Source organism: Sphingobacterium deserti (genome assembly GCF_000757725.1).
In the GTDB taxonomy this organism is placed as follows: Bacteria; Bacteroidota; Bacteroidia; order Sphingobacteriales; family Sphingobacteriaceae; genus Sphingobacterium; species Sphingobacterium deserti.
In genome coordinates this window covers 22319-35229 of record NZ_JJMU01000053.1, presented here as the reverse complement: position 1 = coordinate 35229, position 12911 = coordinate 22319, and the positions used below count along the sequence as shown (strand labels likewise).

14 protein-coding genes are annotated in these 12911 nt (G+C 42.1%); 8 read left to right on the top strand and 6 right to left on the bottom strand.

Features of this window, described 5'->3' with window-relative positions; all coding sequences use genetic code 11:
• Positions 1-25: 25 nt before the first annotated feature.
• Together DI53_RS13800 and DI53_RS13795 are read right to left on the bottom strand one after the other, a co-directional pair.
• A complete protein-coding gene (locus DI53_RS13800) occupies positions 26-574 on the bottom strand; it encodes a DUF1543 domain-containing protein (RefSeq protein WP_081939471.1) in 549 nt (182 codons plus the stop codon).
• Positions 564-878, bottom strand: coding sequence for a hypothetical protein (locus DI53_RS13795; RefSeq protein WP_037500739.1), 315 nt, complete (start codon positions 876-878; stop codon positions 564-566). Before DI53_RS13795 ends, DI53_RS13800 begins: the two co-directional genes overlap by 11 nt.
• A 183-nt stretch (positions 879-1061) precedes the next feature.
• On the opposite strand from DI53_RS13795, the gene mazG reads away from it, so the two are divergent.
• On the top strand, positions 1062-1865 hold the full coding sequence (mazG, locus tag DI53_RS13790) for a nucleoside triphosphate pyrophosphohydrolase (RefSeq protein WP_037500734.1): 804 nt from the start codon (positions 1062-1064) through the stop codon (positions 1863-1865).
• Positions 1866-1880: 15 nt separating this feature from the next.
• Here the strand turns inward: mazG and DI53_RS13785 are convergent, their stop codons facing one another.
• The gene (locus tag DI53_RS13785; protein ID WP_131555281.1) at positions 1881-2414 is read right to left on the bottom strand and encodes a hypothetical protein; all 534 of its coding nucleotides are present in this window, start codon (positions 2412-2414) and stop codon (positions 1881-1883) included.
• Positions 2415-2648: 234 nt separating this feature from the next.
• Here DI53_RS13785 and trpS point away from each other — a divergent pair, with 234 nt between their 5' ends.
• Together trpS and DI53_RS13775 are read left to right on the top strand one after the other, a co-directional pair.
• Positions 2649-3650, top strand: coding sequence for a tryptophan--tRNA ligase (gene trpS, locus DI53_RS13780; protein ID WP_037500728.1), 1002 nt, complete (start codon positions 2649-2651; stop codon positions 3648-3650).
• Between the two features lie 44 nt (positions 3651-3694).
• Positions 3695-4309 (top strand): deoxynucleoside kinase, encoded by a 615-nt coding sequence (locus tag DI53_RS13775; RefSeq protein WP_037500725.1) that lies wholly within the window; start codon positions 3695-3697, stop codon positions 4307-4309.
• Positions 4310-4388: 79 nt separating this feature from the next.
• Here DI53_RS13775 and radC read toward each other — a convergent pair whose 3' ends face one another.
• On the bottom strand, positions 4389-5084 hold the full coding sequence (gene radC / locus DI53_RS13770) for a RadC family protein (RefSeq protein ID WP_037500723.1): 696 nt from the start codon (positions 5082-5084) through the stop codon (positions 4389-4391).
• Positions 5085-5240: 156 nt separating this feature from the next.
• On the opposite strand from radC, the gene DI53_RS13765 reads away from it, so the two are divergent.
• Both DI53_RS13765 and DI53_RS13760 read left to right on the top strand, forming a co-directional pair.
• Positions 5241-5699, top strand: a complete 459-nt coding sequence (locus DI53_RS13765) for a peptidylprolyl isomerase (RefSeq protein ID WP_037500721.1) — start codon at positions 5241-5243, stop codon at positions 5697-5699.
• A 10-nt stretch (positions 5700-5709) separates the two neighbouring features.
• The gene (locus DI53_RS13760) at positions 5710-6117 is read left to right on the top strand and encodes a DUF5606 family protein (RefSeq protein ID WP_037500719.1); all 408 of its coding nucleotides are present in this window, start codon (positions 5710-5712) and stop codon (positions 6115-6117) included.
• 97 nt (positions 6118-6214) lie between these two features.
• Here the strand turns inward: DI53_RS13760 and DI53_RS13755 are convergent, their stop codons facing one another.
• Positions 6215-7291 carry a PA0069 family radical SAM protein gene (locus tag DI53_RS13755; protein ID WP_037500716.1) on the bottom strand — a complete coding sequence of 359 codons (1077 nt, stop codon included), beginning with the start codon at positions 7289-7291 and terminating at the stop codon, positions 6215-6217.
• Between the two features lie 45 nt (positions 7292-7336).
• Positions 7337-7987: a carboxylesterase family protein gene (locus DI53_RS13750; RefSeq protein ID WP_241462431.1), complete on the bottom strand. Its 651-nt coding sequence runs from the start codon at positions 7985-7987 to the stop codon at positions 7337-7339.
• Positions 7988-8258: 271 nt separating this feature from the next.
• On the opposite strand from DI53_RS13750, the gene DI53_RS13745 reads away from it, so the two are divergent.
• From DI53_RS13745 to DI53_RS13735, 3 genes are all read left to right on the top strand, one after another.
• Positions 8259-8558, top strand: coding sequence for an Rdx family protein (locus tag DI53_RS13745; RefSeq protein WP_037501086.1), 300 nt, complete (start codon positions 8259-8261; stop codon positions 8556-8558).
• A gap of 74 nt (positions 8559-8632) precedes the next feature.
• Complete coding sequence (locus DI53_RS13740; RefSeq protein ID WP_037500710.1) at positions 8633-9859, top strand: metallophosphoesterase family protein; 1227 nt, start codon at positions 8633-8635, stop codon at positions 9857-9859.
• A 3-nt stretch (positions 9860-9862) separates the two neighbouring features.
• Positions 9863-12901, top strand: coding sequence for an AAA family ATPase (locus tag DI53_RS13735; RefSeq protein ID WP_037500707.1), 3039 nt, complete (start codon positions 9863-9865; stop codon positions 12899-12901).
• The last annotated feature ends 10 nt before the right edge of the window (positions 12902-12911 follow it).

The window sequence follows — 12911 nt, the reverse complement described above, 5'->3', positions numbered from 1 at the left end:
ACGATATGCGCCTCCGTTTCCTCTCTTATTTTAGACTGGAAAATTTCAAATAGCCAATCGCAATATCATCGTCAACAGCCTGTCCAGCAATTGGGGTTATAACAAGTTGGTACACACTCCGCATACCTTCAGGCAACGCATCTTCTACTGAAAATATATCGTCAACGTCCAATCCATACTTATCATCAATATGCGGTGATATATGCTCCCGAAAGAAAACACTTGACTTTGCTTTTTTCGTTGCTCCCGCCACATCCTGCGCTACAACCAGCTGCTTGTAATGGTATTCCTCAAAATCCTGACCTCGATAACCGCCTAAATTAACAAAAAAAAGCTTCAAATTGGATTCTACAGACTCGGTCCTTGGCCTGACTTCGATAGCGAAACCATCCACCACAGTCACTTCACGCCATGCGTCGACATGTAATTTTCCTTTCGCTTCTTTCCAAAATGCATTCATCGCCGGCTTAAGATCACGAAGATCGGCACCTATGCCGAAGAATATATCGTGCTGCTCTGTGAACCGTCCGGAAGGTTTACAGCCTAGCAAAACCATATGTAATTTATCGAGCATTTTGATCATGTCTATACCTAATTTCTAAATTAAGTATTATATCTCGCTTCTTACCTTCAATAAGAGACAAATTCCCAGCGACAAAGACTCCCTTTTTTCCGTTAGCTTCATTGGAAATACCGTATACCGTAGACTCATCATCTGGATTTGAGGGTCCTTCATACCGGTATAAGTGGTCAATCTTATAATGATCAGCGTCGTTCAATATCTCATCAAATTCCACATTAAAATCAATTGTATAGCCCATCTGCTGTAGGTTAGCAAGTGCCACATCTGTTGTTTCATAGTTGTGTTTCGTTTCCATAATACTTTACATCCTTTCATCCTTATAACATGCCGGAACGAAATTCTGTTTTATATTTTTGTTAGAAAGAGGAAATACCTTGCTTGCAGAAAAGGTTGTGCTTAGCACAAAGCGGCGTTGTGCAAGTCTTTGAAAATAGCTAAGTTTGGTTTCATTTTAGAGAATAGCACACTTTTTACAAATATGGCATATATCGCTCCAGAACCTCAACACACTCCCGGCAAGGCTTTTGAAAGATTGCTTAACGTTCTAGATACCCTTCGTATAGCGTGCCCTTGGGATCGCAAACAAACGATGGAGTCTTTGAGACATCTTACTATTGAAGAAATGTATGAACTTACGGACGCGATTCTAGAGAAGGACCATACAGAAATAAAAAAAGAACTGGGCGACGTCATGATGCACTTGGTGTTTTACGCAAAAATCGCTGCTGAACAAAAACAGTTCGATGTGGTAGACGTACTAAACAATGTTTGTGAGAAATTAATTGCGCGCCATCCGCACATCTACAGTGATACGGAAGTTGCTAACGAAGATGATGTGAAACGAAATTGGGAGGCAATCAAGCTTGCGGAAGGGAACAAATCTGTGCTTTCCGGCGTACCAAAGGGGCTCCCTGCGTTAGTCAAGGCGTACCGCATTCAGGACAAAGTACGGGGTGTAGGGTTTGATTGGGAAGATAAGAGCCAGGTTTGGTTGAAGGTAGAAGAAGAATTAGCAGAATTTAAAGATGAATTCGATATTGAAAATGCTGACAACGTAGATTTGGACAAAGCAGAACAGGAGTTTGGCGATCTACTGTTCTCCTTAATCAATTACGCACGTCATCTAAAAATAAACCCTGAAAATGCATTGGAACGCACCAATAAAAAATTTATAAAAAGGTTCAACCATATTGAAACCCGCGCCTCTGAAAACGGACAAACGCTACAAGAAATGACACTTGACGAAATGGATGCGTACTGGAACGAAGCAAAAAAACTTTAATTCGTGTCAAATAGTTTATGGCTCATCACAATCTAAGGTATCCACTTTAATAAATAGCTTAAAAAAGTTGTTCATCTGGGTACCGTCATACACAACGTGGTCAACAAGGCGATTAGCACTGTTCCACCAACCGTAGACTAATACATAATCGAAAGCCAAATCCAACTTATTATCTTTGCTCATATTCTCGAGGTAATTATCCCAAAGATTTTGTGGCCATGCGTTAACTTCCATCTGCGATTTAACGAGCGCCTGGTAGGCGTTCAAAAGCGGTTCCCCTCCGCTATTTAAAGCTTTAGCATAATGCCATGCTTTGCTGTCCTTTCGGACAGCTGCTAACAAGCCTTCCGGCTTTTGCTTCGCAGTCTTTTGGATCTTTTTTAAAGTTTGTGTCTGCTTAACATATCGAAGGATATCCTCCTTAAGTTTTTTAAAATATACATCATCTACAATATCTAGAGCGGTTAGCTCGCGGATTACGGAGTCGGAACGGGTAGTTAACTCCGTCAATGTTCCACTATCATCTACCGAATACCCTCTTTCAAACATCGTGTAGGTGTTTAGAAGTTGTCTTTCTGTAAATTTTCGACTATCATAATGGCCTCTATAGCTACATAGCGCATCCGAAAATTCAACTATCTTCGTTTGCGCAAAACCTATATTGATGAACAGAAGAACTGTAACGCATCCTTTAAAAAAAATGTTGTTTAGCATAAGTGCGGATTGAAGAAACTAATATAGGCAGCTTGCTTGGATTTAGCAATTTATACGTAAATTCGCGACATGAAGGAAACTGTTGTAAGCGGTATCAGAAGTACCGGGAAACTACATTTGGGCAACTATTATGGTGCATTGAGCAACTTTGTAAAAATGCAAGATGAATACAATTGCTTTTTTTTTATTGCGGATTTGCACTCGCTCACAACGCACCCTACACCTGGCGATCTTAGCCGCACGGTGCGTGAGGTAGTCGTCGAATATTTAGCAGCCGGCATTAATCCTGAAACATCCACTATCTATGTACAATCCGATGTGCCTGAGGTAGCGGAGCTGTACCTGTATTTAAACATGAATGCTTACCTCGGAGAATTGGAGCGCGCCACAGCTTTTAAAGATAAAGTGCGTTCAAATCCGGATAACGTTAACGCAGGCCTCCTTACCTATCCCGTATTGATGGCTTCTGACATCTTATTGCATCACGGCACAAAGGTGCCTGTTGGAAAAGACCAAGAACAGCACCTTGAAATGACACGCACCTTTGCAAATCGTTTCAATAGGCTATACAATGTCGAGTACTTCCAAGAAGCGATGGCATTCTCCTACAGCAATAAATTGGTTAAAATTCCTGGACTTGATGGAAATGGGAAAATGGGAAAATCAAATGGCGATGCTAGTTGCGTTTATTTGAGTGACGCCCCGGAGGTCATCCGCAAGAAGGTGATGCGTGCCGTATCAGATTCCGGGCCAACAGAGATGAACCAGCCTAAACCCGAAGCTATTCAAAATCTTTTCGATCTAATGAAGGTGGTCTCCACAGCAGACACCCTTTCGCATTTTGAAGATCTCTATAATAACTGCGCTATTCGCTATGGCGACTTTAAGAAACAACTGGCAGAAGATATGATCTTGGCTACAGAACCTGTACGTTCGAGGATCAACGATATCACGAACGACGACGAGTACCTGAAGAAAGTAGTGCGTCTCGGTGCCGAAAAAGCAAGTGAGAGCGCGCGTAAAACGATACAAGAAGTTCGCGAGATCATCGGCATCAAAAGGTTATTTTAGTCATCGATTTACATTTATTAAAATCTATTTATTAATCCATCACCATGCATTTAGCGATTGTAGGAAACATAGGAGCCGGCAAAACAACTTTGACAGAGAAGCTAGCACGGCATTTAAATTTTGAGCCACAATTTGAAGCGGTAGATAATAATCCTTACCTGGAGGATTTCTACAGTGACATGAAACGCTGGGCATTCAATCTTCAGATATTTTTTCTCAACAGCCGGTTCAGACACATTGTAGATTTACAGAGCCGCGGAATAAATATGATTCAAGATCGGACTATATATGAAGATGCATATATTTTTGCCGAGAACTTGTACGATATGGGATTAATGAGCGCGCGCGATTTTGAGAATTATAGCAATATTTTTCAAAGCATTGTTCATTACATCAAACCGCCAGACCTGTTGATCTACTTGCGTGCTTCGGTTCCAACCTTAGTTAACAATATTCAGAAGCGGGGTCGTGATTACGAATCAGCTATACGGTTAGATTATTTATCGAAGCTCAACGAGAAATACGAGAAATGGATCGGAAACTACAAAGAAGGTAAATTACTGATTCTAGACAAAGACAATTTAGACTTTGCAAGCAATCCGGAGGATTTGGGCAAAATCATTGGAAAAATAGAAGCTGAAATGTTCGGCTTATTTTAACGATCAATCCACACAGCTTAAATTGTTGTGCTTTGCTCCAGAACTCGCGCTATCTGGTCTTTCAATAGAGACCAGATAGTTAAAACAACCCCTCATCGCGAAAGCTGAGATACCCTTCGTCGGTAAATATAATGTGATCGTTCACCTTGATATCGAGAAGCAAAGCGGCGTCACGTATTTTTTTTGTGAGCAGTTTATCGGCTTGACTAGCTTTTAACGTACCTGATGGATGATTGTGGATCAAAATGACGGAATTCGCATGTGTATTTAATGCGTATTTTAGCACAACCCTTACGTCAACTGGCGTAAAATCATTCCCACCTTTCCCAATCAGTTGTTTGTCGATCAATTTACAGGCAGTGTTAAGATATAAAACCCAAAACTCTTCATGGGTCAGATCTTGCATCTGTGCGCGAAAGTATTCATAAACCCTCTTGCTGCTGTTCAGAATCGGTTGTACCTCAGGTTCTGTTTCATTGCGTCTGCGACCGAGCTCCAGCGCTGCGATAATAGCTATTGCCTTTGCATGACCTATCCCCCTGTAGCGGCAAAGGTCAACGGCTTCGAGCTTGGAAAGGCTATTTAAGCTATTTTTGGAATCAGCGAGAATGCGGCGACAGAGCTCCACGGCAGTTTCTTGGGTGGAACCCGAACCAATCAAAATGGCTATCAGCTCAGCATTCGTTAGCGACCTACGCCCCTGCTCTAATAATTTCTCACGAGGCCGGTCAGCTTCTGACCAATCGCGAATTACAAGTTTTTGCGTTTCAATCATCTTCAATTATAAATGGCTAACGCAAGTTACTAATTTTTTTAGTTATTTAAAAACGAAAAACCTATTAATAAATCCATTAACAATTCTTAACCAATTCTAGGAAGACAATTCCGACAGAAACTTTATCTTTGCAGTTCCGAAATTAATATGTAAACTATGAGTAAAGCGATTATTAAGACAGAAAAAGGCGATATGACTGTGGAATTTTACGCAGCAGACGCTCCAAATACAGTAGCAAATTTCATCAAATTAGCGAAATCTGGTTATTATGACGGGTTGGCTTTTCACCGTGTTATTCCGGATTTTGTGATCCAAGGAGGATGTCCGAACACGAGAGAAGGTGCTACAGGCGTACCAGGCACAGGCGGTCCAGGGTACAAAATAGATTGTGAACTGACAGGTGAAAACCAATACCATGATCGTGGCGTTCTTTCCATGGCGCACGCTGGTCGCAATACAGGTGGTTCTCAATTTTTCATCTGCCACAGTAGGAACAATACGGCACACTTAGACAGAAACCATACTTGTTTCGGTAAAGTGATCGAAAATGTAGATGTTGTCGACAGCATACGTCAGGGCGATCGTATCCTAGCAATTGAAGTTACTGAAGATTAATTTGTTGGCTATGAATTTAAGAGCATTAGTATCAGTTACCGGGAAACCCGGCCTCTTCAAATTGATTGGTCAAAATAAAGGTGGTTTTATTTTGGAATCGCTGGATGAGAAAAAAGTGAAATCAACAGTAAACTTATCCACTACAAAGATGGCTACGCTAGAAGATATAACAATCTATGGCGAAGAAGATGAAATTAGACTATTGGATGTTTTTCAGACCTTAAAGGAATCGGGTAAGGAAACGCCTGATGCCAAAGCAGATGGAAATACGTTGCGTGAGTTCTTTCGCGAGATAGCACCAGGACATGATGAATCTCGTGTGTATTCCTCTGATATAAAAAAGATAATATCCTGGTATAATATCATAAAGGATTTACCTCTTTTTGAAGAAGAAGCGCCAGCACCGATTCAACAATAAAAAGTAAAATCCAACAAAAAGTCTCTTTAATTTCTAAGAATTTAAAGAGGCTTTTTTTATTGTCGGCAGTAAACTTTACAATGTATCCTACTAAAGTTTAAAACAAACGCATTTGCGCGCTACGGTTAGGCCGTTCGAATAGATCTGTCCGCAGGGTAGGACGAGGTTCCATGTCCATAAATTTCTTTGTAGCTGATTTGAACAATTGACCAATAAGATCCGCAACCTCGCCATCTCCGCGAATCCGCCGCCCCCATTCGCTATCATTGAGTTTTCCAGCATGGCAGGAAGCAATACCATGCAATACCTTAGCCGCACGATCGGGATAGTTTTTGTGAACCCAGTCTTTAAAGATGTCAGCAATGGCACCATTTAAGCGAACGATGGTATAACTCGCCCATTTTGCACCTGCGTCTGCAGCACTTTTTATCAAGGCGGGCATCTCGTCGCTGTTAATCCCGGGAACGATGGGCGCAATCATCAATGAAACAGGTATATTTTTTTCGGTGAGCGTCTCTATTAGCTTCAAGCGCGCCGTCGAAGTCGCCGTTCTGGGCTCCATTTTACGCCTCACCTCTTCACGAAGGCTATTGATTGTTACTGAAACGCTCACGAGGTCTAACGCTGCTAGCTCCGACAAGATGTCTAGATCGCGTAACATCAAAACATTCTTCGTAATTAACGATACTGGATGTTTATACTTCAAGCAGGTAGACAATAGGCTGCGGGTAATGCCCAGTTTTCGTTCGACCGGCTGATAGCAGTCTGTGTTGCCGGACATGAAAATACTTTCCACAACGTAATTTTTCTTCTCGAACTCAGCTTCCAGAAGCTCAACAGCATTATATTTCACCAAAATTTTCCGCTCAAAATCCAACCCAGCGCTATAACCCCAATACTCGTGGGAATTGCGGGCATAGCAATAAATACAGCCATGCTCGCAACCTTGATACGGATTCAATGACTTATAAAATCCTATGTCTGGACTATCTACTTTAGAAAGGATAACTTTTGGATAGGTAGGAATAATCTTGGTAGAAGAAGATTCTAGATATGGCTCATCAAGACCTTCCACGTGCTGCTGCACATAGTGTTGACTGAAAAATTTATTATTGGGATTTACCTGTGCTCCTCGCCCTTTGAAATATCCATCGTATTTGATACCTGAATCCATAGCCAAATCTACTAATATATTTAGTAAATTCAAATAGATATTTGCTTAGTCTCCTTTGGTATGTTGGAAGAGCCACTCATACATATCATCCTGGTGAAAAAGACGTTCGACACTGCCATGCGTCCCACCGGGAATAATAGTGAGCGTGGCGTCGGCAGCTGGATTTGCATTTTTTATGGCCTTATAAATCTTCTTACTTTCTGAGGCCGGCACAGCGCGGTCCGCGCTTCCATGCTGGATCCACAGCGGCACTGTTGAAAGGTTTTCAGCGTACCGTGCTGTACCACCGCCGCAAATGGCTACTGCCGCCGCAACCCGATCGGGATATTTACCTACAAAATCCATCGTTCCATATCCCCCCATACTCATTCCACAGACATAAACACGCTTCTCATCGACATTGTAGTTCTTTAAAACGTAGTCTAAAACATCCTCCACTTTATCGGGATCCCATCCCGAAGCAGTTTGTGGAGCAACAATGAGGGATGTGGGAATAGATAATCCGCGATTCTTAGCATACAGTACGCCATATCGCTTTACACGGTTTAAATCACGACCGGAAAGACTTCTACCATGTAAAAAGATGATCAGCGGGCTGCTATCTTCTGCATCGTAATGTTCTGTATCAATTAAAAAATCATACGACGTCTTTCCTTTGACAGCTTCCTGCTGTGCAAGCGCTATTTGTGTCGACATGCATGCCAACAAAACGATATATTTCCACATAACTACTAAATAGACAGATTGATACGTATCTGCACTGACTTGTTTCGAAGATCTAAAAATAGCATATTTTATCGAAACCTCACAGATCTTTAAAAAAAAGCCTATTGTTAAAAAAAGCTAAATCCATTGCCCGATGGTTCTGCAATCGATGTAAAAACGCAACCACTTGGATACAGAGGTTTCATCTATCCTCTGTTTTCCTTACTTTTGAAAAAGCAGCGCCTTTAAAAACTATATGACAATGAAAAAGACCGTCACCATTATCTATTGCCCTAAGTGCGGTTGGCTTCTTCGAGCGGCCTATTTCGCGCAGGAGCTGCTCACAACTTTTACCGATGATATTTTCGGGGTAACGCTGGTTCCAAGTGAAATTGCGGGGCGCTTTCTCGTCAGTGTGGAAGACCAGGTTATTTTCGACAGAAAGGTGGAAGGGAGATTCCCTGAAACCAAAGAATTGAAACAGCTGCTCAGAGACCTTGTCAATCCGAATAAAAATCTAGGCCATTCTGACAAAAAGCAGAATGACGAAGGGCAACATTGAAATAAGAAAGTAGCAGCTGCTTCCAAAAGATTCACCCCCTAGCTCATGGGTGTTGATCTCAAAATTAAAACAGGATGAAGATACTACATACAGCAGATTGGCATTTAGGTAAACGACTAGACTATTTCTCTCGTTTGGAGGAACAGCGCGAGGTGCTCGATGAAATCTGTGATAAAGCTGATGAAGAGGAGGTAGATGTTATCATTATTGCCGGAGACCTATTCGATACGTTTAACCCCCCGGTGGAGGCCGTGGAGCTTCTTTATAAAACCCTAAGAAAACTTTGTAAAAACGGAGCTAGACCAGTAATCGCTATCGCCGGAAATCACGACAGTGCGGATCGTATCGATGCCCCTGATGTGCTAGCGCGCGAGTGCGGAATTATTTTTATAGGCTTCCCGAAAGCGAAAATACCTGTCTTTGATATTCAACATGGCTATGCCATAAGCCGCAGCGATTACGGATTTATAGAAATACTTCTCCCAAAATTTAATTACCCTTTACGCATCATACATACCGCGTTTGCTAACGAGCTTCGCCTCAAACAATACCTGGGATCCGACAATAAGGAGCAAATGCTGAATGAGGTGTTGCACAATCATTGGCAACAGTTAGCAGGAATGTATTGCGACGAGCAAGGTGTCAATATATTGACCGCTCACTTGTATATGCTTAAACGCGGGGGCACTATACTGGAAGAGCCTGAAGGTGAAAAGCCAATTAAAGTGGGGAACGCAGATTTAATATACGCTGATGGAATTCCCGGAAGCATTCAATATACCGCTTTAGGACACCTTCACCGGTTTCAGGAAATAGGGGGGCATTTGGCGCCGGTGGTATACCCTAGTAGCCCACTGCCCTATTCATTTTCCGAAGCAGAACAGGAAAAAGGAGTTGCTATTGTAGACGCTCAACCGCAGCAACCCGTGACTTATCGTAAATCTGTATTACGCAGCGGCCGAAAGCTGTATAGAAAGCGGTTTTCAAGCATAGATGAGGCGGTAGCGTGGCTCAACGCCAATCCCTATACGCTAGTTGAACTGACGTTGATTAGCAATAAGTTTATCAGCTCTGCCGATTTGAAAAGAATCCACGAAGCACATGATGGCATTATTCATATTATTCCTGTCGTAAAAAGTGAAGAAATGACGACGGAAAAAGTGCAATCTATCAATCTAGATCAGGACGTAGACGCCCTGTTTCAAGATTATTTCCATTACCGGCTCGGTCAAGAACCTAATTCCGAAATTATGGATCTGTTAAATGAAGTCATACATAGTGAATCAGAAACGGAGGACTAAAGCGTGTTACCTTTATATCTAAGTATCGAGGGATTATATTCCTATCAGCATAAACAAGAGATTGATTTTACAAGATTAACAGAGGCGGGCCTTTTCGGCATTTTTGGAAAAGTCGGCTCCGGGAAATCTTCGATCCTTGAAGCAATAAGTTTTGCCTTATACGGCGAAACGGAGCGGTTAAATAAACAGGAGAAGCGTACCTATAATATGCTTAATTTGAAATCTGATGCCGCCAGCATCATCTTTGATTTTATAAATTTCGAACAGCGCAAATTTAGATTTGTAGCGCAATGGAAACGTCGCAAAAGATTTGAAGAAACAACATCGCTGGAACGATTCGCGTACGAATGGAAGAATGATGACTGGACGCCTTTGACATCCGCAGATGGCGCTGAAGTCACGCGTCTCACCTATCCGAATTTTCGACGAACCATTATTATTCCGCAAGGGCAGTTTAAGGAGTTCCTCGAACTTCGTGGGAAAGACCGATCCGACATGATGAAGGAAATCTTCAATCTCAATCGCTTTGATCTGGGCCCGAAAGTTTCCCATCTGCAGCGGCAAAACACCAGTAAGATCGAATTGCTAAAAGGTGCGCTATCAGGCTTTGAGGCCGTAAGCACAGATATTTTACAGGAAAAGAAAAAAGAATTCGAGACGGCGCAACTAGGTCTTGCAGAACTGAAGGCAGAAACAACCGACCTTGATATAGAGCTAACTCGAATGGCCGAGTGTAAGCGCTTACGGATAGAGTTAGTGGGCAAAAAGCAAGAGGTGGCCGCCTTAAGCCTGGAGGAACCCAAGATTCGGCAGCTGCAGCAAGATCTGCAGATTTATGAAACTACCGACCGCGTATTTCGAGATATCCTGCAGCAAACGCAGCGGCTCAATAAAGAAAAGGAACAGGTGACATTTAAGCTCGAGCAACTTACCGCCCGCAAGCAACAGGTATTGTCTCGCTTAGAAGAAAAGGAGATTCAATGGGAGAAGATTGCCCTAGATCATCAAAATACAGAACGTTACAGGCGCGAAAGCGAAGATCTTAAACTGTTGATACATATTCAAAAGCAGCAAGAACAGAAAAAGACCATCAGCAAGCGTATTCAGGATGGTAAGCCACACTTGGATGCTGTCCAGTTAGAAGAATCTGCATTAAAAACAAACATACTGGATCTGGAATCCAAGCTCGACACGCTTAAGCACAAAAAAGTTGACACCGGCGTATTGCTTGAATTAGAAAGTTGGTACCAAACAGATGATAATCTGGCGGAAAAAGAAAAGGAGATTACGAGGCAAAACGATTCGCTAGTGACAGAGATCGCGAACATCAATGGTAAGTTTAAAGAAGAAGGAACGCTAGCTGACAGTTGGGAACACGATCTTAAACAAACGGAGGACAATTGGAATCAACAGCTAACTGAACTTCAGAACGAAGAAAACCATTTAAACGTCCAGGCTAAGCTGAGCGAATTTGCAGAAAATTTAGCGAATGGGCAGCCCTGCCCCCTCTGTGGCTCATTAGATCATCCCAATCAAATGGTATCTAGTGACCCCTCCACACGAAAAAGGGAGCTGCACATGGAGAAAGATGTCGCAACTCAAAAACTAAGAGCGCTCAAAATACAATTTCAAGATCTAACTCGTAGCAGCATACTTTTGAAAGAAAAACAACTACAAGTGGATCAGCTATTGGAGATGTCATCTAAATTAGAAAAACAACGGATGAAACATAAAGGAGCCTTCCGCTGGAATGATTTTATGCCGGGAGACAAAACATCTTTTATGGCCTATAAAAATGATAATGTCCTTGTCGAGAATGCCATTAAAGGCATGGAGACTGAGCTGAAAGATGCCCGTAACAATGCCGCGGCAGCACAAATAAAACTTGAAAAGTACAAAGCAACTATCGCGGAACTGGAACAAAACCTCGTAGTTATAGATAGTCTAGCACGACAAAGCGAAAACCAACTTCAGATTCTGAAGTTGCAAGATTTTACGCAACACAAGGAATCATTTTTGATAAACCGAAAGCAAGATATCGATACCAAAATACAATACCTCGAGGACACTTACAAATCACTGACAGAAGCTATTCAGCAGCTTAAAACAGAATTTGCAGCCATCAACGGAGAGCGCTCGGCAGCCAAAGAGCAATTCCAACATCTTTCGCAACAGCTCAGTGCACGGCAGTCTGAAATTTCAGCTTCATTAAAGGCGCATGGCTTCGATGATATTATCCAGGTCCATCATATTTTGCAAAAGCAAATCAATATAGATCAAACGCGTAAACTGATTCAAGACTTCAACGTCCGTCTTCAAATTTCATCTCAACAACTATTGGAGCTTGAAGAGAAAACACGTGACGACGGTTACGATGAAGATATTTATAGCGATCGACTCCAATTACACGCGCTCAAAAAAGAGGAATTGGAATTACGCATACGGATAGTGGGTGCATTGGAAAAAGAGTGTATGCGACTACAAGTAGAGTTTGAAAAAAAAGAAAAACTTCTCGAAGAATACGAAAAGCTGCTGTCGAGAAAAAGCAATTTGACCACATTAGAGAATTTGTTCCGCGGATCAGGTTTTGTAAACTATGTATCAAGCATACACTTGCAGCGGCTATGTGAGATAGCTAACCAGCGCTTCCACCGGTTGACTAGAAACAATTTAAGTCTGGCTATTAATGAGAATAATGAATTCGAAGTGATCGATTTTTTGAACAATGGCTTTCGACGGTCGGTAAAAACGCTCTCCGGCGGGCAAAGTTTCCAGGCATCGCTTTGCCTGGCACTGGCACTAGCGGAAAGCATTCAAGCACTCAATAATGCAGATAAAAACTTCTTCTTTATCGACGAAGGATTTGGCACCCAAGATGCGGAAAGCATGAACACCGTATTCGAGACACTGCAATATCTTCATCGTGAAAACAGAATTGTGGGCATCATATCCCATGTTGAAGAACTCAAAGAACGCATCCCAAGATCAGCCTATGTCGTGAACGACCACGAAAGAGGTAGCATTATCAAATATTCCAATTAAAACTGATCCT

Coding starts and splice junctions, on each gene's coding strand:
- DI53_RS13765 (WP_037500721.1), top strand. CDS start 5,241: ATGAGTAAAGCGATTATTAAGACAGAAAAAGGCGATATGACTGTGGAA.
- DI53_RS13760 (WP_037500719.1), top strand. CDS start 5,710: ATGAATTTAAGAGCATTAGTATCAGTTACCGGGAAACCCGGCCTCTTC.
- DI53_RS13740 (WP_037500710.1), top strand. CDS start 8,633: ATGAAGATACTACATACAGCAGATTGGCATTTAGGTAAACGACTAGAC.
- radC (WP_037500723.1), bottom strand. CDS start 5,084: ATGATTGAAACGCAAAAACTTGTAATTCGCGATTGGTCAGAAGCTGAC.
- DI53_RS13785 (WP_131555281.1), bottom strand. CDS start 2,414: ATGTTTGAAAGAGGGTATTCGGTAGATGATAGTGGAACATTGACGGAG.
- DI53_RS13745 (WP_037501086.1), top strand. CDS start 8,259: ATGAAAAAGACCGTCACCATTATCTATTGCCCTAAGTGCGGTTGGCTT.
- mazG (WP_037500734.1), top strand. CDS start 1,062: ATGGCATATATCGCTCCAGAACCTCAACACACTCCCGGCAAGGCTTTT.
- DI53_RS13800 (WP_081939471.1), bottom strand. CDS start 574: ATGCTCGATAAATTACATATGGTTTTGCTAGGCTGTAAACCTTCCGGA.
- trpS (WP_037500728.1), top strand. CDS start 2,649: ATGAAGGAAACTGTTGTAAGCGGTATCAGAAGTACCGGGAAACTACAT.
- DI53_RS13750 (WP_241462431.1), bottom strand. CDS start 7,987: ATGTCGACACAAATAGCGCTTGCACAGCAGGAAGCTGTCAAAGGAAAG.
- DI53_RS13755 (WP_037500716.1), bottom strand. CDS start 7,291: ATGGATTCAGGTATCAAATACGATGGATATTTCAAAGGGCGAGGAGCA.
- DI53_RS13795 (WP_037500739.1), bottom strand. CDS start 878: ATGGAAACGAAACACAACTATGAAACAACAGATGTGGCACTTGCTAAC.
- DI53_RS13775 (WP_037500725.1), top strand. CDS start 3,695: ATGCATTTAGCGATTGTAGGAAACATAGGAGCCGGCAAAACAACTTTG.